The 22,633-nt window shown below is 46.9% G+C and carries 27 protein-coding genes and 1 pseudogene; all 28 read left to right on the top strand.

Translation table 11 applies throughout. The features are described from left to right. Positions 1-93: 93 nt before the first annotated feature. Positions 94-252: pseudogene (locus OK412_RS10065) on the top strand (RHS repeat-associated core domain-containing protein); the annotation flags it as partial. A 75-nt stretch (positions 253-327) separates the two neighbouring features. Then, entirely contained in the window at positions 328-645 is a 318-nt protein-coding gene (locus tag OK412_RS10060) for a hypothetical protein (protein ID WP_264353131.1), read from the top strand. After that, complete coding sequence (locus OK412_RS10055) at positions 642-1,115, top strand: hypothetical protein (protein WP_050679903.1); 474 nt, start codon at positions 642-644, stop codon at positions 1,113-1,115. The genes OK412_RS10060 and OK412_RS10055 overlap by 4 nt, the downstream gene beginning before the upstream one ends. A gap of 454 nt (positions 1,116-1,569) precedes the next feature. Next, positions 1,570-2,532 carry a hypothetical protein gene (locus tag OK412_RS10050; RefSeq protein ID WP_264353130.1) on the top strand — a complete coding sequence of 321 codons (963 nt, stop codon included), beginning with the start codon at positions 1,570-1,572 and terminating at the stop codon, positions 2,530-2,532. After that, a complete protein-coding gene (locus tag OK412_RS10045) occupies positions 2,532-3,113 on the top strand; it encodes a hypothetical protein (protein WP_264353129.1) in 582 nt (193 codons plus the stop codon). Before OK412_RS10050 ends, OK412_RS10045 begins: the two co-directional genes overlap by 1 nt. Positions 3,114-3,764: 651 nt before the next feature. Next, on the top strand, positions 3,765-4,082 hold the full coding sequence (locus OK412_RS10035) for a hypothetical protein (protein ID WP_122458775.1): 318 nt from the start codon (positions 3,765-3,767) through the stop codon (positions 4,080-4,082). A gap of 223 nt (positions 4,083-4,305) precedes the next feature. Next, positions 4,306-4,677 carry a hypothetical protein gene (locus OK412_RS10030; protein ID WP_264353128.1) on the top strand — a complete coding sequence of 124 codons (372 nt, stop codon included), beginning with the start codon at positions 4,306-4,308 and terminating at the stop codon, positions 4,675-4,677. Between the two features lie 169 nt (positions 4,678-4,846). Further along, positions 4,847-5,158, top strand: a complete 312-nt coding sequence (locus OK412_RS10025) for a hypothetical protein (RefSeq protein WP_138919652.1) — start codon at positions 4,847-4,849, stop codon at positions 5,156-5,158. A gap of 323 nt (positions 5,159-5,481) precedes the next feature. Beyond that, positions 5,482-5,697 (top strand): hypothetical protein, encoded by a 216-nt coding sequence (locus OK412_RS10020; RefSeq protein WP_010669940.1) that lies wholly within the window; start codon positions 5,482-5,484, stop codon positions 5,695-5,697. Positions 5,698-5,833: 136 nt separating this feature from the next. Continuing rightward, on the top strand, positions 5,834-6,043 hold the full coding sequence (locus OK412_RS10015; RefSeq protein ID WP_010669941.1) for a hypothetical protein: 210 nt from the start codon (positions 5,834-5,836) through the stop codon (positions 6,041-6,043). 221 nt (positions 6,044-6,264) lie between these two features. Beyond that, positions 6,265-6,480, top strand: coding sequence for a hypothetical protein (locus OK412_RS10010; protein WP_233600670.1), 216 nt, complete (start codon positions 6,265-6,267; stop codon positions 6,478-6,480). Positions 6,481-7,043: 563 nt separating this feature from the next. Continuing rightward, entirely contained in the window at positions 7,044-7,481 is a 438-nt protein-coding gene (locus OK412_RS10005; RefSeq protein WP_233600669.1) for a hypothetical protein, read from the top strand. Between the two features lie 224 nt (positions 7,482-7,705). Beyond that, entirely contained in the window at positions 7,706-7,921 is a 216-nt protein-coding gene (locus OK412_RS10000) for a hypothetical protein (RefSeq protein ID WP_060680025.1), read from the top strand. Between the two features lie 206 nt (positions 7,922-8,127). Then, positions 8,128-8,334 carry a hypothetical protein gene (locus OK412_RS09995; protein ID WP_122459626.1) on the top strand — a complete coding sequence of 69 codons (207 nt, stop codon included), beginning with the start codon at positions 8,128-8,130 and terminating at the stop codon, positions 8,332-8,334. Between the two features lie 167 nt (positions 8,335-8,501). After that, complete coding sequence (gene tri1, locus OK412_RS09990) at positions 8,502-9,593, top strand: ADP-ribosylarginine hydrolase Tri1 (protein WP_122458768.1); 1,092 nt, start codon at positions 8,502-8,504, stop codon at positions 9,591-9,593. 754 nt (positions 9,594-10,347) lie between these two features. Next, positions 10,348-10,881, top strand: a complete 534-nt coding sequence (locus OK412_RS09985; protein WP_122458765.1) for a hypothetical protein — start codon at positions 10,348-10,350, stop codon at positions 10,879-10,881. A gap of 209 nt (positions 10,882-11,090) precedes the next feature. Beyond that, on the top strand, positions 11,091-11,870 hold the full coding sequence (locus OK412_RS09980) for a hypothetical protein (protein WP_233600668.1): 780 nt from the start codon (positions 11,091-11,093) through the stop codon (positions 11,868-11,870). Between the two features lie 156 nt (positions 11,871-12,026). Continuing rightward, positions 12,027-12,473 carry a hypothetical protein gene (locus OK412_RS09975; RefSeq protein WP_264353127.1) on the top strand — a complete coding sequence of 149 codons (447 nt, stop codon included), beginning with the start codon at positions 12,027-12,029 and terminating at the stop codon, positions 12,471-12,473. Positions 12,474-12,556: 83 nt separating this feature from the next. Next, positions 12,557-12,802, top strand: a complete 246-nt coding sequence (locus OK412_RS09970; RefSeq protein ID WP_122458760.1) for a hypothetical protein — start codon at positions 12,557-12,559, stop codon at positions 12,800-12,802. Positions 12,803-12,919: 117 nt separating this feature from the next. Then, entirely contained in the window at positions 12,920-13,306 is a 387-nt protein-coding gene (locus OK412_RS09965; protein ID WP_122458757.1) for a hypothetical protein, read from the top strand. Between the two features lie 232 nt (positions 13,307-13,538). Next, entirely contained in the window at positions 13,539-13,781 is a 243-nt protein-coding gene (locus OK412_RS09960) for a hypothetical protein (protein ID WP_227028371.1), read from the top strand. A gap of 78 nt (positions 13,782-13,859) precedes the next feature. Further along, entirely contained in the window at positions 13,860-14,945 is a 1,086-nt protein-coding gene (gene tri1 / locus OK412_RS09955) for an ADP-ribosylarginine hydrolase Tri1 (RefSeq protein WP_182504786.1), read from the top strand. A 372-nt stretch (positions 14,946-15,317) separates the two neighbouring features. Continuing rightward, entirely contained in the window at positions 15,318-16,325 is a 1,008-nt protein-coding gene (dgcN, locus tag OK412_RS09950) for an N-acetyltransferase DgcN (RefSeq protein ID WP_264353126.1), read from the top strand. A 1-nt stretch (position 16,326) separates the two neighbouring features. Beyond that, on the top strand, positions 16,327-17,292 hold the full coding sequence (gene dgcA / locus OK412_RS09945) for an N-acetyl-D-Glu racemase DgcA (protein ID WP_264353125.1): 966 nt from the start codon (positions 16,327-16,329) through the stop codon (positions 17,290-17,292). Between the two features lie 15 nt (positions 17,293-17,307). After that, positions 17,308-19,173, top strand: coding sequence for an ABC transporter ATP-binding protein (locus OK412_RS09940; protein ID WP_264353124.1), 1,866 nt, complete (start codon positions 17,308-17,310; stop codon positions 19,171-19,173). Positions 19,174-19,195: 22 nt separating this feature from the next. Beyond that, positions 19,196-20,737 (top strand): glutathione ABC transporter substrate-binding protein, encoded by a 1,542-nt coding sequence (locus tag OK412_RS09935; RefSeq protein WP_264353123.1) that lies wholly within the window; start codon positions 19,196-19,198, stop codon positions 20,735-20,737. A gap of 82 nt (positions 20,738-20,819) precedes the next feature. Continuing rightward, a complete protein-coding gene (locus OK412_RS09930; protein ID WP_033767043.1) occupies positions 20,820-21,752 on the top strand; it encodes an ABC transporter permease in 933 nt (310 codons plus the stop codon). Continuing rightward, positions 21,749-22,633: an ABC transporter permease subunit gene (locus OK412_RS09925; RefSeq protein ID WP_010669958.1), complete on the top strand. Its 885-nt coding sequence runs from the start codon at positions 21,749-21,751 to the stop codon at positions 22,631-22,633. Before OK412_RS09930 ends, OK412_RS09925 begins: the two co-directional genes overlap by 4 nt.

Here is a 22,633-nt window from a genome sequence, read left to right as displayed (position 1 = left end):
CAGTACCTGGACCGGGACAAATTTGCATAAGCAAATTTGAACATCGCTTCAGCGATGGCCCCAAGGGGGTGAGGCACCGCAGGGGCCGAATCAACCGGACTGCACTACAATCTGTTTCGTTATTATGACCCGGACAGCGGACGTTTTACCCAGCAGGATCCGATAGGGCTGGCGGGCGGGATCAACCTCTACCAGTATGCACCGAATGCGCTGGGGTGGGTGGATCCGTGGGGGTTGATGAAGTGTAAAAACCCTGCGAAAGAAGCAACGAAGTGGCAGGGACCAGGGAATAAAACTTATCCATGCATCGATGTTTAAGAGAATACAGTGATAAAAAGAAAAGGGACGATTCTTTATGCCCTTTATCCTAATGGAGATCAGTTACCTGCTTATACTGTAAGTCATCCTACAGTCAAACAACATAAAGGTGATCCACTTGGCTACCATGAAGCTTTGCAAGTTGATTTGAACCCAGCATATCCAATGCGTTCAAAGGTGAGAGCTTATTACATTACAGAAGATATATTTGTAGCCAGAGGACGTGCTGAAGCCAATCCTAAACATGGGGAAGGGGGAGGGCTGCAGTTCTTTATACCGGAAGAAGCTCGGCTTAAACTGAAACCTGGAAAAGTAATTGACATATGAAAATAATGAATTTAGACGAGTCAAATGGAGCTTTACATATTGATGGGAGTGAAATAGATCTTTCATCTTACGAGGCTTTTACTAAGTCCTTGTTTTTTAATTCAGTTGATGATCTGACTCCAGTTGGAAAATATCGTTTTTTTTCAGAGGACGTCAGTTGGCACGATGAACCATTTACTGTGGAATTCAATCCGGCTGTTTTTTCTTTTAAAGCGCTTGTTTTCCTCACCAGTAAAACAGGTGATTTTTATAAAAGTCTATCTGATTGGGAAAAAAGAGCAAATGTAAAAGCTTTAAAGGAAGAAGAAAAAAGAATGTTTGCATGGATGCTAAATAGATATCCCAATAATTATAAGGGTGAATTAAAGGATCCCCCTTATGGACACGTTTGGGGTTTTGAATGGGGGAAAGTAACGGTACAATCGGAAGAGAGATCATTTAATTGTGGGATATATATTGTGTGGTATTGATTGTAAATCATCAGTTCTATGAAGAAGTTATTTTATAATTTTAGCTAAATGGCATTTTAACAAAGCTATAACATTTATATGTTAGTCGTCGATAATGAATGTGGATTTATGATATCAATGTATAATTTATTCCCGTACTGCTGGCAGAAATGATAAAAGATCCGCTGGTGATATTTTCACGATGATGAGGATTTTCTGGTGAATGTTATTTCATATGGTAATTAATCTGCTAAAGACTTTTTCTTTTTGAATGTGGTTTTGCTATTAATTATCATTATTGATGTGTTGATAAATGGTATGGTTGATATTTTTCGGTTAATCAAAGGATGATGATTTTTTCGTGTATCACCTGCATATTGATATATTGTTCTGATGCGATAATAATGGTTTTTCCATTTCGAATTTCAATGTATTAAAACTCTATTTTATCATTATGAGCCTATAAGGAGATAAAATGAACATGCCAGGAATGAATCCCGAGAATAACTTACCGGGTTATGACATCGCGAGGATGACCGGTTATGGGGCACCTGATTTTGATTTCAAAGCGCTGGGTGCAGCAATGGATTGCACTCGGGAGTTTTATCAGGCTGGCATTATCTATGCGGATGGCGCACAGCGTTATCTTGTTCGGCCTGGCCAGCGTCATCCTAATGGTCAAAGTGGTATCGTTACACATCTGATTGTGACCAAAACGCCTAAGCAAGCCACAGCGTCTAATACGGGCAAGTCACTTAGTGAAGCAGTAAGCGTAACCTCAATGGGAACGGAGATTGCCTCGACCGTGCTTTCCTGTGGTGCAATGATTATTACTGCTGGCGTGGCGGTTATCGGCGCTTCAGCAACGCCTATAACCGCTGGCAGTAGCGGCGTGCTTGTTGCTATTGGTTATGCTGGCGCTGCCGCAACAGGCGTGCAATGTGTCAATGGTATTTACCGGGTTTATGATCTCGTCGAAAACGGTGGTGAAAACGTAGCGTGGCTGGACTCTCAGGATTGGTACGTTGCCACTTCAACGTCCCTTGACCTTATTTCACTAGCCAGTGTGGGCGGTGCGTTAAAAGAAGCCCTGGCAACATGGCGAGCGATGAAATCAGTCTCTTCTTTAAAAGCAACGGAGTGGCTCCGGAACTATCCAAGGCAGGACCGGGCTCGCCTTACTGAATTAATCATTAAGGCACAAAACCCAGGTATAAGTAATAAAGAGCTTAAAGCCGCCATCCGTGCAGGACTTTATCCAAAGCGTTTCCCTGTAGAGTCGGTGCAAAAAGAACTTGTTAAGCAACTCGCGCAGGTCGTCACGAGCGCAGCGGCTGTGGCAGGCAGTGCTGTCAGTGGTATCATTGCTGCTCCAGGTAATGTGCCACGTTCCGGGCGCTATATTGTGGGAACAATCCAGTCACTGGCGGTAATTTAATGCAATTTTTATCATGGCTTATTGGACGTAATATCACTGAACTCCTGCAACAGGGTCGCGAAATAGATCAGGCAATCGCACGGCAGGATGATTCCATACTTGCCCGTTCCACTTCAGAGCTCGAGCGCTATTTTAAACAGCCTTCTGAGGCGCTTCCCCGGCAAAACGGCTTCCCGGTTGCGATAGTGCTGATGCTGTTGCTGATTGCATTTGCATTTAATTTGCTGACGTTTCTGCACGCTTTACCTCCGCTCAGTCCACAGGTACATGCGTTGAGTTTTTTTGTTCCCTCAATCGTCGTTATTGGCGCGATACTCACGGCCAGTTACCTGCTTGCGCGAGGCCATACAGCCGGTGTGGCGGGGCTGGCTTACGTCTGTGCGATGTTGCTTATATCGACCGTTTTACTCTTGAGCTACAGTGTAGTTATGGGTAGCCACTCGGGCCTGTGGCTGATTCTGGCACTCGCGGCTTTGGTGGGTGCGCGCTGGATACTTAATGGGCAGGCTTTCATCCTTTTTGCCATTTACTGCCGGACACAACGCCTCGCCAGCGTCGCCCGGCAGCGTCGCATGAAATAACCCATACTGGTCTGAAGTGCTGTTATCGCGGAATACCCATTCCGCGACTCTCGTCATTTCATCCACTTTCTCTCAAACTGAAACCAAAAGCCAGATGCGAGTTACCCCCTTGTGAGTATTGATGATGAGGATAGTTTTGCGATATGCAGGTTTCATTAGCGTTATTACGATTACGTTAACAACCTCAACCTTGAAGAGCGCGACGATATCCTTTCAACAGACATTATGGAACTACGATAATGCCGGTTGTTTGTTTGCCTTATGATGACGCGCAGCCGAGTTGTGAGCAATTGCGATGGGACAATGCAGGCAACACGCTGGATTGCAAGGCTGGTTCCGCCATAACCGCACGAAAAAATATCCGCTTGCAATATAATTTCCATGGGCGTACTACCGGGAAGTAGCATGGTCAGCCCCACTAATACTACCGTTACAATGGTGAGCACCGTTTGACGAACTTCCTCAGCGAACCGTGGGGCCGCAATAAGCCATGCACGAAGGTGAGCTTCCGCTACGATCCACTGGAGCGTCGCATCAGGCATGGTGAATCCAGAGCAGGTCATTACACAAAGAGTAGATTGCTTATTATGCTAATCGCAGCATGAAAATATCACGTCATCCACTTTGTCTGCGTTGAAAAACGGAACCATTATGACTTTCGAAGAAATAAGCCGAACAGTGTGCGATATTCTGAGCAGGTCTGGTTTTAACAAAGAGGCCAGTGAGATTAGCTCGATGGTTTTAATGATTAGTACACTGGAAAAGAATGATAAGAAAAGATTATCTGCTATTAATGATTTGATTTCCCGTAGCCACGTTAAATGGCTTGGGGATTATTACATTAGTGATCTCAGCTATAAGGAATGGACTGATCTTATTTATGTTTTTAAGGGTAAGTTGTCCAGTGAAAAAATAACGCATGTCGGATCATGGCTCATCACTCACATCACAGGTCATCTTCTGCTTTAATGATTACTGATGGCTTTTGGTTATTTTTGGAGAATGAGAACTGCAATTAATGCCAGAATTTTTCTCATCTATCCTGCTCCATGCTGTCAATTTATGGCCTAGCTAAATGCTGAATAAGTGCTTTTTGCATAGAATGAAAGTGAGAGTTAAAGTTGATTTTATTGATGGCAAAATTAATGTGTTTTTCGCTAATAAGTCGTCAGTCAATAAGAAAGGTGTTTAAATGAATAACATCAGTGGGTTAACGTTGTTAGCTGATCAATCCACTATTCAGTGGGGATTTATGGGTGAAGCATTTACATTGACATTATCAGGAATCGATCAGGTGTTGGTTGATGAAAGCAGAGATTTAATATTTTTTCTTGATCAGAAGGAAAGTTTGCCTGAAAGACTCACTATAATAAATGCGCAAGGCAAAATTTTATCATCTTTTTCACCGCCCGATGGTGGAGCATTCTACTACATGACGGTGGATTCAAAAAAAGAAGTCTTAATAGTCTGCGTTTTTACTGGCAAAATTGATGGCTGGAGTGACTGGCATTTCTCTTTCCATCAGCAAACTAATCAACTGGTGCGGTTATCACGGGCTTACTGATGCTGTAAAAGTTAATATAAATCATAATGGCCGCAGCGAATTATACCGGCCCTCACTGCCTGCAATGCGAGTTTTATACTAATGATTAAATGGCCTGTGAATTCGGTCGTGTGAGTGGGTTGAGGTATCAGAAGCATGGCCTGTGAGGTGGGTAGTGTATTGTAAAGAAATGGCTCAAAAATTATTAATTGAATTTATGAATTTAAAAAAAATTCTAATCAATGATGGAGAGCGTAACTGGATTAGAGGCGTTTTATCAATAATAGAAAAGCTCAGGATTTCTATCGACTCTCAGGGAGTTAAATCAGCAAGTTATTGTAAGGATGCCTGTGATACATGGAGGTTAATGTATGGCGGAAATGGTTCTTTCTCTGATTATCATCTCTGGCATGATGATTACAATGAGAGGGTTAAACGTAATATTCCGCTGGATTCAATAAAGAGTAATATCGCTAAGATTCTTGATCACGTGGAAAAATAGCAAAGCGTTTGTCTGGAGATTATCGGTTTCATGTTTTCGTATCTGTCATTCCATAACGCGGTTAAAAGCGTTTCCATCCTGTTGCGTTTCCTATATTGTCAGGCAGGGCATGCAACAATAGCGCCGTGCATCCATAGGAAAGCTTATGGAGACTCATGTGGCAACTTTACATCCTGACCTATTCGTTATGTGAACGACGGTGTTGAAAAATAAGTCTGGGTGCGAAGAGCACTTCAATCAGGCGTTTTGCTCAGGCCCGGAGAAGTGCAGTCAGGTTTCTGACATGTTCATCAGATCCCTTTAATTATTAATCGGTATTGAATATGCAATATCAAATCTTTTGCGATTATGGGATAACCCTTGTAGACAGGGATGGGATTCTTATTGCTTTGTTTGACTCGGGCAGGCTTGTTCCTGAATATCTTGAAGCTGAAATTAGCATGGATGAAGCTCTAAAAATCAAAAAAAGCCAACAGGATGCCTATGAAGTTATTATGTCATTAGGAGACAGGATTAAAAAAGTCCCCCGAAAAATCTGAAGGGTTGACAGGTTTTTATCGTAAATTTTATTCTAATGTATGAGAAAGGTTTGCTTAAGATACTATATTTTTGTCATTGTAACAGGATGCTCAGGCCAGTTTGATAAGAATACAACGTGTCGCTAAGGTGTTGGTGATGGAAAAAATGATATTTAGTGGCTATGGCATGTTCATCACTGAAGAGAATGGTAAGTATTACATCAACTTTGATGAAGGCGGCATTAGCATTAAAGATATAAGATATGAAATAAGTGAACAGGAGGCTATCAACGCTCGCCAAAGCGGGCTGGATGCTTATGAAGTGATGTTAACGTCCCAGTCCAGAGCAAGAAAATGTAACTTGTGATTGAGTATTTTTTGCGCAAAGCCACTTGAATCTGCCAGGGTAAAATAAGACCAGCTGAATCGACTCTCGATTTAAAGCGTAAAAAATGAAGTAAAGAGTGGCACTCAGGATCATGGCAGTCTGCGAACGTTGATAAGACAACGATTAACGTAAATTTTTACATTGCATAGCTCTCGCCTGACGGGTTGAAGACGCTAGTATTGTCCGGAAGAAAAATACAGATGGAAATCTCCAGAACAGCTGTAGATCGTCTTCAGAATATCCCGTGGTTTGTTAACATAGGTAGAGGCGGTTATTTGAATGACATAAAAAACATAACTGCTGAATCAGATTTTATCAGCCATATAACGAGCATCGATTGGGAAAATGTAACGCTTCAGGCGGGTAATGCGATAACCGGATATCTGGCAAAAAGACAAAGCTTGAAATATCACTAATGGAATGGTCTCGTCAGAGAAGCAAAAGAGATTATTGATATTGAAATCATACCCTTCATAAAGAATCCCAATTCATTAGATGATGATATCCTGGTCAATAATGTGAAGTGGGATTTAGTCAGTTTTCTTGCTGAAGATGCCTATAAATCATATTTACCTAACGAGCGATTTTTTGAGCGGCTGACGATAATTTATGAGAATGGACATATTCCCTGTGGATGGGAAGGGCAATGGCCATCCGGCAGACTTGTTATCTACTGATGTATACTCGTCTGTGTTGCTGCTGGGTGAGTGAGTGCCAGTGAGCCACATAGAAGTGAAAACCTGCGTTTAGCACTAACACAAGCCTATGAGGATCACGAGCCCCCGCCTGCCTGGTTACCCTTTTTGGACGGTGAGAGCGTGAAGAGCGTATCAGCCACTCGTTCCTGCCGGAGAATCTGACACCGGGTACTATTATGATGAGGAAGATAAGGATCGGTATGATAAAAATGATACATCAAAGAAATAGGGTACTGTTCATACTGACATTTTTTCTGTTTAGCGGGTTCGCAGATGCAAAGATGCAAAATAAAGAGATCTGGAGCTTTATCACTCAGTTGAGTGCTTCACTTAAAAGTCTGTCTGTGGGACATCTTGATCAGTTTCCGTTGGAATTGAAATTACAAACACAAAATGACTACATCAACGTTTATCAGGCAAATTCGGTAAAACTGGAAGATGAAGGAAAAATTACTGATATTGAGTTACGTGTCAGTAAATCATCAGGCGGCATGGCTCCTTTTCTGAGCTTTTCTCCCGATGGTAAATGCACAACTCTTGATGATGTCAGAAAACAGTATCCGGGTGTTAAGTTGAGTGACTATCCTCGCGGCCAATCTGAAAATGAAGTAACCAGCTATACATCTGCTCCAGAGGTGGATGGTCAGGTAATCACGTTTTCTTTTACTGTCAAAAATCCGGATTGTTTGAGTAAAGTGATCATCACTGCTAAAGAGTGAATCAGGTGACGTTTAACACATTCCGATTATGTAGGATAGTAACGGTAGAACCATGCCGCTTAGCACCTTACGTTCCAGGAGCTTACAGCCTCAAACGGCTACATCGTGTAATGCCTCCGTCTCTACCAGAACGATACCTCTAAGGCAGCGCGGTTTGTTTCTAAAGCCTGAGCTTAGTGCGGCAATGCGCAATCCTTCAAACTGAAATATTTTAAGAGAACGGTATGAGCGAGACTCTATTTAGTGACTATGGTATTGATATCGTAGTAAGAGATGGAATTTTTTATATCCGATATGATGATGGCGGTTTAGTCGGTAAAGAGATTGAGTCTGAAATAAGCAAGGACGAAGCGCTCAAAGCTCAACGCAGCCCGGGTGATGCTAATGAAGTCATTTTATTAACTCAGGTCAGAGCTGGAATTAATATTGCTAAATTTTAGGCGGACTATCCGGGCCTGATTGTGTGATTTTTTCCAGAAACTTTTCCTGTGCTTCTGCTCTTATTGAGTCCGTCATAAACTCTTTCAGAAATCCAGGGCTGGAAATTTTTAACGCCATAGAAATTGATATTGATAAGGCCAGATAAAGAAACAGGCAGGCCGTATTCATCATTGTGAAATTTATCAACCATTCGGAAGTAAATACGATGACTCAGCAAGATTTAAGAGAGCACCTGTTTTATTTAATCAATAAATATGTGCCGGAAAGCAATAGAAGTGATTTCTTCGAATGCATTCTAAGAGATGATGTTCCTGTAAAAGGGATTCTAGCAAACCTGAACAAGGTAAAAGATATCACTCTGGATGAAAAAGATGGAGATTTACTAAGAGAGATTTATTTTAATTTTTGCTAAAAAACGCTAAAGATCAGGCGTTTCAGCGACCTTTGTTTCATAGACGTATTGGAGCGAAAAGCGGCTGCATGATGATGGCCGGATTCCACACCAACACTTGCTCAGCGATTGGAAACCGCTCAACTCTGCTGCAATTAAAGTTAGTTCTATAAACGGAGAGTGATTTTATGATGGATCTCAGAGCTGGCGAAGACGAAATTTTTCATTATGCACAACGTTACGCCCATTTAATTCCACCCGTTTCGCGTCAGTTGATGAACAGGATGTCTTACAACCCTATACCGATGCCAGAAACGGCAGAAGACAAACAAAAGCCCAAATGGATGTACTCACAGCCTCAAAAGATCACTGATGTGCAGGCCCTGGACAAAGCGCAGGGTGCTCTCATGGGACTGGCGGCAGGAGACGCGATTGGTACAACACTGGCGTTTGTTCCGCGCGATAAGGCCTATGTAGACGATATGGTTGGCATGGGACCTTTCAACCTGAAACCCGGGGAATGGACTGATGACACCTCAATGGCACTTTGTCTGGCTGAAACTTACATTGAGAGCCATAAGTGTGACACGACGCTGTTCCGTCAAAAGCTACTCAGCTGGTACAGAAACGGGACGAATAGCTCAAACGGTGTCTGCTTCAACATAGGTAACACAACCCGCGTTGCGCTTGAGCAATTTGAACGACAGGGACCCACCTGGATGGGGAATAGTTCACCTGATACCGCAGGGAATGCCGCTCTGGTCCGACTGGCACCCACCGCTATTTTCAGGAGGAAATCATTTGTTAACGCCTTGCGTGACGCAAAACAACAGAGTAACGCAACGCATCGCGCGGCTGAGTCTGTCAGCTGTTGCCGTTTCTTGATCTTAATATTTCATTACCTTTTAAATGGTTACAGTAAAAGTGAAAGCCTGGCGCCGCATCTCATGGGATCATCATTACGTGTTCTTCTGATCAACGCCGGTGAATATAAAGAAAAATACCGGGATCAAATACGATCTTCTGCCTATGTCATCGACACCCTGGAAGCAGCATTATGGGCCGTCTGGCATACAGATAATTTCAAAGATGCTGTTTTGCTGGCGGCGAATCTGGGTAATGATGCAGATAGCATAGCGGCTGCCGCTGGTCAGCTCGCGGGTGCGTTATATGGTCTGTCAGGCATTCCTGAGGGATGGATTGAGAAAATAGCGCATAAAGAGAGGATTCTTTCATTGGCGAAACAGCTTTTTGAAATGGCACCCGACGAAAAAGATTGAAGTCATCGCGCAACACAACACGGTCGCCTGGGATGTGTCAGGTGAGTTCTGCCTTGCACAACGGCCTGACGTTATTGGCCATAGAGGATATTCAGCACATTAAGAGTTGATCACCCTCTGCCTGTCACACGACAGTTCCTGCAGAGCAGGTTAACTCTTTCAAATGAAGTGCCTTCAGAATGCTCCCCAGTTCATATTTCTGGCCGGTGTGCTGACAAGTGGAGTCGTGACATACCCGGGAGATGTAGCAATGTGGGTGATTTAAGGTATCTGCTATCTGCGATGCCAGCATCAAGAGATGTTTGGACTCAGTGTTTGAATGAGATTTTCCTGTCTGATAGCCTCGAAATCGGTGTTTCTTATGATGAATTACTAAGTTTATTATTATCTAAATATCGAAGCAGAAAGCGGTCAACTGAGATTGATATCAGCGATCCCTGGGCCTGGATGCACTGATTAAACGTTTAGCAGCCCTTAAAGATAATACTAAAATCATTGTCTTTCCGTTAAAAAAAAGTGTGATGTCTGGCCATTGCTTTGTAATAGATGATAAAATTATTGGTTGCGCTTTCATTAAACGTGGCCGTGCTTGTTCCCAGGAAGGACTTTGGATAGAAGGGAAAAAGTTGTGTTGACAGGCGCTAAGGGAAAACCTCTGGCAATCAAGGTTCTTTCTATGGGACCGCGGAAATTTTCATCTCACAATGAAAATGTTTGTGGCGTGAAATTGTAAATAACCTTTCCAGAGAGGCTAATGCAGGGTATGGGCGATGGAGTTGTCATTCACGTGAGGAAAGGAGACTATGCGATTCTCGAAACAAAAGAGGGTTATATAATCAGTGTTTTGTTTCCTAATGCCTACAGAAACTCTCACTTTGATGTGAGCAGGTATTTTAAACTGGATATATCAGGACTGATACAGTCAGGTTATTTTGAAGCACTTGATGAATTGTCTCAGGATATAAGAAGGGATTATGCCTCATTTCAACGATATGAAACTGAAAAGGTCAACGTTACAGGACGACGACTGATGAGTAAGTTGAAATTGGCCATAAAACCCTGGGATTTCACATTATATCGGTGTGGGAATGATACGCATGTACTCAAGGTTATTTTCAGTGAGGGAAATTACAAAGTCGACGTTGAAAGATTTTTCATTGTGACTGACTATCTACTGAACGCAGAAGATCTGTTTAGCACGTGCGAAAAAGTATCTGCAAATATCAGGTTGTCTTGCGAAGATTTTGCTAAGAGTGAAATAAGTAAGCGTGATTTTGATTTGCTTTAAAATGTGATTTTCAGGGCGGAAACCGGTTTTAATGCCACTGTTTTGTTACAGCTAGGCCAGTAACGCCCGAGGACTCCCGATTGAAGGAGTTAAAATAAGAGCAGCCTCTCAGAGTCAGTTCAGATGCGATGAAACTGATTTTCATTTAATTCCTTTAATAGGAATTGATGTACAGACAATTCTGGCTATTAAATTTATTCAGGCAGGTAATGATGAGATTATTTAGAAGAGTGATTTTTTTGATTGTTGTCTCTGGTGCCATAATAGGTGCCGCTATGGCTTCTGAAAATTCACAACCATTGTCTCAGTATGATAGCTTAGCCAAAATTCATGCTATCTTTAATAACCAGGCAGTTGTCTCCAGTTTAAAATCTGTGCTGGGCAAAGACTACAACGAGTTTAGTCATAACTTCGATGTGTTTGGTGAACCTCATAAAACTAAAGATGGAGGATTATTCGCTGAGGGCTGGCTAAAAGATCTTTATCTTGAACAGGCTTCAGCGTTTGTCATACAGCCTGATGGTAAAATTTATGCTGCGTGGTTCTCTCCGGAAAGCAATGAAGTGCATTATGTCTCTAATGCACCGGGAAGGGACACAATACAGGAAGATATTGCTGACTGGGCGCAGCGTTTTGACAAGGTGCCGTCATCTGGTGTGAATGCTGAACAAAAAGAAAACAGCAAAAAGGAACGCTTTTTCGAGACAAGCCATTTCAGGATTAAAATAACCTCGCTTTGTGCGACTGATTCAGACTGCAATGATGTCAGCTACGAAGGGGTTCGAAAGTCAGATGGCGCGGTGGCCAGGCTTAAAGGTAAAGCTATGAAAAGTGACTGCGGTAAATCCTCTTGTCCGATCCTTACTTATACATTTCGAAATCATGATGCAAGTTATGTTATCAATAACGTGATTAATAATCTTTCCGTTATTGTTAATGGTAAGGTTGTGCTTTCCGAAACAGGGAAGTGGAGTGACGTTACCGGATAAATAAACAGACTCGCGTTTTAATGAAGCACTACGGTGATAATGATCATGATGCAACCGTGTGCTGTGCATGATAAATTTAATGGCCTGTCGTTGAAGAGGTAAGAACAGGTTTATAATAGTGTCTCAATCTGTAAAACCAACGACGGTTCTTAAAATATGAGCTTAAAATATGCCCAGGGGAATCTGATTTTTAATGATTCTTTGATTTTAACCCCAAAAACAAGTAAACATACCTTAATGTCAATTCCTGGGTTTGTATGGAAGTCATGGGCAGATAATGGTGGGGGCACAGTTTCATACAGAAGTGTTTTTCCGCTTAAAAATAATAGTAGTGGCGATATTTATTTGATTGTCAGTTTTTTTGAGTCCGGGAACTCAGATGCTGTAATATCGCGCTGGAGTTTTGCACCAGAAAAATTGTTGATGGGTGAGCAGAAAAGCCTTACAGGAGGCATAACTAAAATATTAAAACGTTGGTTTAAGGAACAAACGAGAACTTCATTACCTTTAAACGGGGTTTGGGGCAGCATCGATGTAGCTTATGACGTTTATAACAGAACGGCGACAATAAATTGTCACTATCGTTCAGGTTACGGAAAGTAAATTTAATAAAAATGGTTTTTATCAATAGCGATGCAGGATATAAGATGCGATTGTGAGCACTGTTAAGTTCAGGGTGAAGTAATATGAAGGATGATGTATTTTTTAAAGCCAGAAGTTTAGTCTGCCTAATCATTCAGGATGTAAACCTATCTTCTGGGTTAGCTAACAATATCTCTTATGCTCTTGACTATAATATAAGCTCAGGTGAGATGCTCATCAGGCTGAATTTTTATCTTGATCAAATGTTGAGTGAGCCGGATATATATAGCATTGAGGTTATTAAATTAGCCTCTGGCTTACAATTCGATATTAAAAAGATTCTTAGCTGATCATCATTCTAAGGAATTCAGCTACTTAACATGATTATTGTGCTCATTTGTTGCTGGGCTAGTTGTACATGATATTTAACGCTCAAAGCTTTTAAGCGGGATAAAGAGGGAGTTGCTATGACTGAAAATAGTCCAGACGAAATGCTTTTGGATGCTCTGGCGCCAGATTTGTTACGTCAGTATATAGATTTTAAAAATATAAATGGTTTGTTTTCAAGGGGAAATGCGACGGGCAGAGCAAAGGAGGAAATTGATATTCATCTCAGTTGCGTCAAAAATATGGGTGCCGAGGTTGTAGGGAGTGTCTCGCTAAAAGAAAATCTTAGTCTCTATCAGGGAAGCTATGTGTATATTTTAGCTGGTTATGACAGGAACTATGGTTTTGAACTCTATCTAAATGATAAGCAGACTGAGGTTCTGGGCGTTATGATCGTCAGGCTACGAAAAAAAAGTGAAAGTGAAATTCAATGGGAAAAGGAGAGATTAGGCATTAAGTATCCCTGAGTTTTCTTAAATAATCAGGTTTTTTTGGCACACCAACCAGGACTTTGATTGGATCATAAAATCGTCAGGGCTGAAGCAAAGTCTGGACGCCTGACAGGATGCGGCTGATATCGGCACAGTGAAGTGGCCCTGGAGTAAAAGCAAAAAATCTCCTGCTTTAACAGGTTAAGAAAACTGAGATTTACACGTACATCAGCATGGAAAGGTTTAACCGTTACATAATGATAATCTGTTGGAAGAATTAAAAATGTGTGTTCCAGAGAGAAAAGAAGCTGAAATGATGTTGCTGAATCTTTTAAACAGAACCTTAAAAAATCAGTCTGATATAGACCTGTTAATGGATTTAGCAACAAAAAATGAGTACGCAATTCCAATGAAGGGCATCAGGCACAAATTTGACAGCATGGAGAAACAGCCACTTACACAAGATGACTGGAATGATATGGATACGCTAATGCACTATTTTGGTCCTTAGCGTTTGCTAAGCAAGAGAGAGAAAAGACTAAGAAATGTTGTAGCGCTTTGCCTCCCACGTAATTGAAAAGGAATTTGTATGATAGACCTAAGATTGTCAGAATCTGAACTTAAAACATATGCAAGGAAGTATGCACATTTGTTGCCTGAGCTATCGCCTCAACTCATCAACCGGATGTCTTACGAACATCAACCAATGCCTGATGAAAAGCCAGTGAAACCTGAGTGGATGTATACGCTGAAACAACGTATTTCTGACGTTGAGGCCTTAGATAAAGCCAAAGGTTTACTCATGGGACTTGCCGTTGGTGATGCAGTGGGGACCACTCTGGAATTCCAGGCTCGTGACAGTTCTCACATTTACGATATGGTTGGCGGTGGTCCTTTCAATCTTAAGGCCGGAGAGTGGACCGATGACACCTCAATGGCACTGTGTCTGGCAGAAACGTACATTGAAAAGAATTGTTGTGATATGGATTTTTTCAGGGAAAAATTAATCAGTTGGTATAAAACGGGTCATAATAGTTCCAATGGAGTTTGCTTTGATATTGGTAATACTACCCGCTATGCTCTTGAGCAAGTCATCAAGCATGGGCCTGATTGGTTGGGCAACAACTCTCCTGAAACGGCAGGTAATGCTGCATTAATTCGGCATGCGCCCGTTGCTATTTTTAGAAGGAAATCTTTTATTGATGGCTGGCGTGATGCCAGTATTCAAAGTATGTCAACGCATTGTGCACCAGAGTCAATCGACTGCTGCCAATATATAAATGTTATTTTACATTATCTTTTGAATGGCTTCGGAAAAGATGAAGCTTTTTCTCCGCACAAAATTCCTTTCCTGGTAAGAGTTCTGATTATCAATGCCGGAGAATATAAAGAAAAGCATCGTGATCAAATTCGCTCCTCAGGCTATGTCATCGACACCCTTGAGGCCGCATTATGGGCCGTCTGGCATACAGACAATTTCAAAGATGCCATTTTGCTGGCGGCAAATTTTGCTGATGATGCTGATAGCGTGGCAGCAACCGCAGGCCAGTTAGCAGGCGCATTGTATGGACTGTCAGGCATTCCTGCAGAATGGGTTGATAAAATAGTCGATAAAGACAGAATCCTTTCGATGGCAGAAGAGCTGTTTCACCTCGCACCGGAAGAAACGGATTAATTTCGACATCCTGTATTTCAGGTAGCGGATTTTTTGTTGCCCTGATATAACCCGGCAGGGTCGCTGGCATTCGTCATAAATGCTATCGCCAGCGGCCCGGTGTTAAATACATCGTTAGCCATTTCCCCTCCAACCGCCATTGTCCATTGCCCATCCATTTACCCTGCATAAACATCTCCTTTTCCTATGACCCACTCCTTCTTTTAATCCATCCCCTGTCCCAATCCCCCCTGAAAAACCCATCCATCATCACTATTACCTCTGGCTATAACCTGCCGTTATACCCTCCTGCTAAACAAGCATTCGTCACCTTTCAGAGCGCATGAAATAGTGGTTTCAGAACCTGATCTTTTGGCTGAAACGAGAGACAACATGCTAATCCCACAACCCTATTTACTCTTTCTTGGTGATGTTACCGATCCCCTTGCGGCAAAAACGGCGCGCGGTATTCATATCTGGCGGCCGGAGCAGTGCGTTGGCGAAATTAAACTGCCGGGCTGCACGGTCAGTCTGGGTCTGGATGAACTGGATATTCCCGGCGCCAAAGCGCGCGGAGCGAAAACGCTGGTGCTTGGCACTGCCAATGCCGGCGGCTATCTGCCAGCGCACTGGCTGGAAACGATCAAAAGTGCCATTAAAGCAGGCATGAATGTGGCCAGTGGTCTGCATCACCGACTGGGAGACGAACCGGAACTGGTGACGCTTGCACAGGCTTCGGGTGTTGAACTTTTTGACCTGCGTCATATGCGTCCAGCGCTCAATGTGGGCAGCGGTAAGAAGCGTTCAGGTAAGCGGATACTGACGGTGGGTACAGACTGCTCAGTGGGCAAGATGTACACCTCACTGGCGCTGGAAGCGGCGATGCGTGCGCGCGGCCTGAAAGCTGATTTTCGTGCCACGGGGCAGACCGGCATTCTGGTCGCAGGGGAGGGCATTGCTGTGGATGCGGTCATCGCTGATTTTATTGCCGGTGCAGCAGAAGCGCTTTCACCGGCGAATGACGAGGACCACTGGGACATCGTTGAAGGCCAGGGCTCACTGTTCCATCCCTCCTATGCGGGCGTAAGTATGGGGCTGATGCACGGTGCGCAACCACACTGGCTGGTCATGTGCCATGAAATGGGACGACCCCACATGCGTCATTTGCCACACCAGCCCATGGTCAGCCTGCAGGCGTGCGTTGAAGCCAATCTGCGTGCCGCACAGGTGACCAGTGAGTCGGTTCAGCTGGCTGGCTTTGCTATCAACACCTCCAATTACAGTGAAGAAGAGGCGCTCGCTTATTGCGCCGAAATCAGCGCTGAGTTTGGCTTACCGGCCACAGATCCGGTGCGTTTTGGTATTGATGAGATCGCCGCATTGCTTCAGGAGCGTGGCTGAAATGAGAAAGTTGCAGATTGATGTGGTGGAGCTGCCGCTGGCGCGACCCTTTGCTATCGCACGCGGTACCCGTACCGCCGTGACGGTCATCCGTGTCACCCTGGAGCAGGAGGGATTCATCGGGCAGGGCGAATGCACACCAACGGCCCGCTACGATGAGACGCCGGATAGCGTTCAGGCCATGCTCGAAGCGGTACGCACTGACATTGAGTCGGGCCTCAGCCATCATGATCTGCAACACCGCTTACCCGCCGGTTCAGCGCGCAACGTGCTGGACTGTGCGCTATGGCGACTTGATGGCGCACGGGCTAATCAAACGCTGTGGCAAAAGAGCACCTGCTCTCAGCCAGAGTTGGTCGTTACTGCAGAAACCCTTAGCCTCGATACGCAGGAATGTATGGCTCTGGCGGCGGCGGATGCTGTGTCACGTGGCGCCCTCCTGCTCAAAATTAAGCTCGACCGTAATGCGATTCTGGAAAAAGTGGCGGCGATTCGCGCGGCGGCACCGCATGCCACGCTCATTATCGATGCCAATGAAGCCTGGTCGGGTCTGGAACTGGAAAGCCTGCTGGTGGCACTGAAGGCCTTCAACATCGCGATGGTGGAGCAACCCCTTCCCGCCGGACAGGACCATGACCTGTTACGTTTCAAACATCCCATACCGGTCTGTGCCGATGAGAGTTGCCATACGCGGGCGGATATTGCCGGACTACGCGATCGCTACGAGATGATCAATATCAAGCTGGATAAATGCGGTGGCCTGACTGAAGCGCTGGCGATGGTGGATGAAGCCCGGACGCTCAATATGCGCATTATGGTCGGTTGCATGCTGGGCTCGTCACTGGCCATGGAGGCCGCATTGCCCGTCGCGGTTAACGCTGAGTTCGTCGATCTGGATGGCCCCATCTGGCTAGCCGCCGACAGTTCTCCTTTCCTGAGCTACTCCCAAGGCCGTATCTGGCTATAACTCTGTGAGGCGACGATGACGGACACACAACGTACTTCCCCTGCAACCCGTTCTGCCTCTGCCTCTCCCGTGCTGGCGATTCAGGATCTCAGCGTCTCGTTTCATGGACGCAGCGGTGAGAATCAGGCTCTCAAAGGCATCAGTTTTGCCATTCATCCAGGTGAAATCGTCGCCGTCGTGGGTGAAAGCGGCTCAGGTAAATCTGTCACGTCGCTGGCTGTGATGGGCTTGCTGGCAAACAACGGACGTGTCGATGGCGGCAGCATGCAGTTCCGCGACCGCAGCGGAAAAGTGCATGCGTTAGAAACGCTGGATGACGCTCAGCGCCGCACGTTGCGTGGCCGTGAAATGGCGATGATCTTTCAGGAGCCCATGACCTCGCTGAATCCGGTGCTGCGCATTGATGATCAACTTACCGAGGCATTACGCGATCATCAGCAGTGCGACAGAAAGCAGGCCCATGCGCGGGTGCGTGAATTGCTGCGCCAGGTGCGTATCGCCGATGTGGACCGCGTCATGAAAAGTTATCCGCACTCGCTGTCAGGCGGCATGCGGCAGCGTGTGATGATCGCCCAGGCCCTTGCCTGCGATCCGCAACTCCTGATTGCCGACGAGCCTACCACTGCGCTGGATGTCACCGTACAGGCGCGCATTCTCCATATTCTGCGTGAGCTGCAACGTGATAAACAAATGGCGGTTCTGTTTATTACTCATGATATGGGCGTGGTAGCGGAAATCGCCGATCGCGTAGTGGTCATGCTGCGTGGCGAAGTGGTAGAGCAGGGAACCGTGTCTGAGATTTTTGCCGCCCCGCAGCATGCGTATACCAAAGCGTTACTGGCGGCAGTACCAAAACTCGGCGATATGCGGGAACACACGTGGCCGCAACGCTTTCCTCTGCCCGGTGCCCGCGAGGTTGTGCAAGGCGAACAGCATACCGCTCGCTATGACGTGGCGCCGCTGCTGGATGTGCGCGGATTAAAAGTCTATTACCCGATTCGCAGCGGCATCTTATCGAGCCTGACGCATCACGTGCATGCGGTTGAGCAGATTGATTTCAGTCTGTGGCCAGGTGAAACCCTGGCCATCGTGGGTGAAAGCGGCTGCGGCAAATCGACAACCGGACGGGCGCTGATGCGCCTTATCAACAGTGAAGCTGAAAGTATTCACTTTGAAGGCAAGGAAATCTCTGACCTGAAAGAGGCAGAGTTCCAGCCGCTCCGCCGTGAAATTCAGATGGTGTTTCAGGATCCCTATGCGTCACTGAATCCCCGCCTGACGGTGGGTTTCACCATTGCCGAGCCGTTGCTGTTACATGGCATGGTCTCTTCGCTTGAGCAGGCTTCTCCACAGATAGACGCGCTGCTTAAGAGCGTCGGTCTCCTGCCAGAACACGCGCGTCGTTATCCGCACGAATTTTCTGGCGGTCAGCGTCAGCGTATTGCCATTGCCCGCGCCATGGCGCTGAAACCGAAAGTGATTATTGCTGATGAAGCGGTATCGGCCCTTGATGTCTCGATTCAGGCGCAGGTGGTCAATCTGATGATGGACCTGCAGCAGCAAACGGGTGTGGCATGGATTTTCATCTCTCACGATATGGCGGTCGTCGAGCGTATTGCGAATCGCGTCGCGGTGATGTACCTCGGCCAGATTGTGGAGCTTGGACCGCGCCAGTCGGTATTTAATCAGCCGCAACACCCCTATACCCAACGACTGCTGGCCTCCGTGCCGGTAGCGGATCCCGAAAACCGTCAGCCCCGTATTTTCGATGACAGCGAAATCCCCTCGCCGTTGCGTAAGGTGGGCGAAACGGTCACTAAAACCCGATATCGGCAGGTTGCCCCCCAGCACTGGGTAGCTGACGGCATTGCATTGCAATAATCCTTAACGACCAGGAGAATTTATGAAAACGCTGTTTCGCCGTACTTCGCTCGCCCTCGCATTGACGACGACGCTGGTCATGACTGCGCAGGCACAGGATCTGCGCATTTCAATGTATGCCGATATCACGGGGCTGGATCCGCACGACACCTCGGATAATGTCAGTTACTCGGTTCAGAGCGGCATCTTTGAGCGCCTGTTCCAGTTTGATTCCCGGATGAAGCTGCAACCCTGGCTGGCGACCGGTTATACCTCTAATGACAGTGCCACCGAATTTACGCTGACGCTGCGCAAAGGCGTTACCTTCCAGGACGGTACCCCTTTTGATGCAGAAGCTGTCAAAGCGAACCTTGATCGTCTGGCAGATCAGAAAAAAGGGCTGAAGCGTAACAGCCTCTACAAAATGATTGATAAGGTCACGGTGCTGGCACCCGACCAGATAAAAATCGATCTTAATCAGTCGTTCGGGGCCTTTATCAACACCCTGGCGCATCCTTCCGCGGTGATGTGGAGCCCGTCAATTCTTAAGCAATATCCGGACGAAGCGCAGTTGCGACTGCATCCGGTGGGAACTGGTCCGTTTACCTTTGTCGACTGGAAACCGGGTAAAGCCGTTACGCTGGCCAGATATGCAGGTTACTGGCAGCAGGGATGGCCTAAAGTCGACCATGTCATCTTCTCTCCAAGTCCCGAAGATGCGACACGGGTGGCAGCGTTGAAATCAGGGCAGGTGGACGCCATCTGGCCATTGCCTTCAGACCTCATCGCAGCCGTTCAGCAGGACAGCCACCTCTCCATTCAGCGCGATCCGAGCATTTATCTTTATTACATGGCGATCAACACGCAGCACAAGCCGCTGGCCGATGTTCGGGTGCGTCAGGCAATCAACTATGCGATTGACCGTAATCTGTGGCTGAAAGTGGCCTTTGCCGGTCTGGGCAAACCTGCCACATCCGCGATCCCGGAAGGCGTACAGTTCTATCAGAAACAGGGCGATCCTGATTACGGCTATGCGCCGGATAAGGCCAAAGCCTTGCTGAAAGCGGCGGGTTATCCGGAGGGACTGGATCTTAAGCTCTGGGTGACCAACGCCACGGCCAGCGTCCGTGCCGCTCAGGTGCTGAAAGCGCAACTGGCCACGGCAGGCATTCGTGTCACGGTAACACCGATGGATTCTGGCACGCGCAACGCTAAGTTGTGGGGCGTTCAGGACCCGAAAAAGGCGGAGTTTGACCTCTATTATGGCGGCTGGTCGACCTCTACAGGGGATGCCGACTGGGCGCTGCGTCCGCTGTTTGCCACCGAGTCCTGGGTTCCGACCTCGTATAACGTCTCCTACTTCAGTAACGCTGATGCAGACAAAGCGATTGCTGCCGGGCTGGCGACGGCCGATCCGGCAAAGCGTGGCATCGCCTATGCACAAGCGCAAAAGGTGTTGTGGAAAGAAGCCCCAGTGGCGTTCCTTGGCACGCCAGACAATCTGGTCGGCAAACGCAACACGCTGAGCGGCGTTTCGATGCTGCCTGATGGCAATTTACTGTTCACTCAGGCGTCCTTTAAATAAGACGGTCTCTTCTTCCTCGTCCCCTGTCCGGAACGGATGAGGGACGTGAGGAGGCCAGTCGCACCTCATTTCAGGGAATGGCATGTTTGCATACATCATTCGCCGATTGCTGGAGATGATCCCGGTTTTGCTGGTGGTCTCGTTGCTGGTTTTCGGTTTTATCAAGCTCATGCCGGGCGACCCGGCGCGTATTTATGCCGGACCGGATGCGCCGGTTGAGGCGATCGAAGCGGCGCGTCAGCACCTCGGGCTTAACGATCCGCTGCCGCAGCAGTATCTCCACTGGATCGGCAGCCTGTTGCAGGGCGACCTGGGCACCACGTATCGCACCCAGCAACCGGTGCTGGAGGTGATCAGGGAGGGCTTTATGCCGACGCTGTGGCTCGCCTTAGCGGGTTTTACCTGGTCCGTCATTCTCGGTTTGTTATTCGGCGTTATGGCTGCACTGAAACGTGGAAGATGGCAGGACTGGACGCTGATGAGCGTGGCGGTCGGCGGCATTTCGATGCCAGCCTTCTGGCTGGGGCTGTTGCTCATCCAGTTCGTTGCGATGCCTTTTGGGCTGTTCTCGGTCAGCGGCTTTAACAGGGCCAGCGATATTGTCCTGCCCGCCATTACGCTGGGTTCGTCGGTTGCGGCGGTAATGGCGCGCTTTACCCGTTCGGCCTTTCTTGAGGTGGCGCAGGAAGATTACGTGCGTACCGCCAAAGCCAAAGGGCTGCGTAACCGCCTGGTGACGTGGAAACATGTGATGCGTAATGCGCTCATCCCGGTGATTACCATGCTGGGCTTGCAGTTCGGTTTTCTGCTGGGCGGATCCATCGTGGTGGAGAGTGTTTTCAACTGGCCAGGGTTAGGCTGGTTATTGATTGAGTCGATCAAAGCGCAGGATCAGCCGGTGATTCAGGCGCTGGTGATGCTGTTCGTGTTTGAATTTATTGTGATTAATCTGCTGGTCGATCTGCTTTACGCGGTGGTTAATCCGGCCATTCGTCTGCGACAGGAGCCAAAATGAGTATTCAATCGCTGACTGAAAATCCGCCTCAGATTATTCGTTCGCCGTGGCGCGATTTCCTGCACGCTCTTGTGCGGAATCCTCTGGCGCTGGTCTCAGGCGGGTTTGTGCTGCTGTTGATTGTGGTGGCGATTTTTGCGCCCTGGCTGGCGCCCTGGGATCCCATGGCCCCGGACTGGATGGCGTTATCGTCGCCGCCAACGGCGGCACACTGGATGGGGACCGACGAACTGGGGCGCGACCTGCTCAGCCGCATTATCTATGGCGCGCGGATCTCGCTCTATATCGGCGTGCTGTCGGTGACGATCGGCATGCTGGTCGGGGTCATGCTGGGCTTACTGGCGGGCTATTACGGCGGTTGGGTCGATATGCTGATCATGCGCGGTGCCGACGTATTATTCGCCTTTCCGGGTATGTTGCTGGCCATTGCGGTGGTGGCGCTGCTGGGGACGGGTCTGAACAATGTCATTATCGCCGTCGCGGTATTCAGCGTACCGGTATTTGCCCGCATCGTGCGGGCTTCGACGCTCTCTCTGAAACAGGCTGCCTATGTTGAAGCCGTGCGCTGTGCCGGTGCACCAGACAGAGTCATTATCCTGCGGCATATTCTGCCCGGCACGCTTTCCAGCGTGATTGTCTATTTCACTATGCGCATTGGCACCAGTATTCTGACAGCCGCGGGCCTGAGTTTTATTGGACTGGGTCCGGAGCCTGACGTGCCTGAATGGGGCAATATTCTGGCGATGAGCCGAAGCATGATGATGGCCGGATCGTGGCACATGAGCGTATTTCCGGGGCTGGCGATTTTTATTACCGTGCTGGCTTTTAATCTGCTTGGGGATGCGCTGCGCGACACGCTCGATCCAAAACTCAAGGGCTGA

Source organism: Pantoea sp. JV6 (assembly GCF_025910055.1).
Lineage (GTDB): Bacteria > Pseudomonadota > Gammaproteobacteria > Enterobacterales > Enterobacteriaceae > Pantoea > Pantoea agglomerans.
Note: the sequence above shows the minus strand (reverse complement) of the source record. Positions and strands in the feature narration are given on the sequence as shown.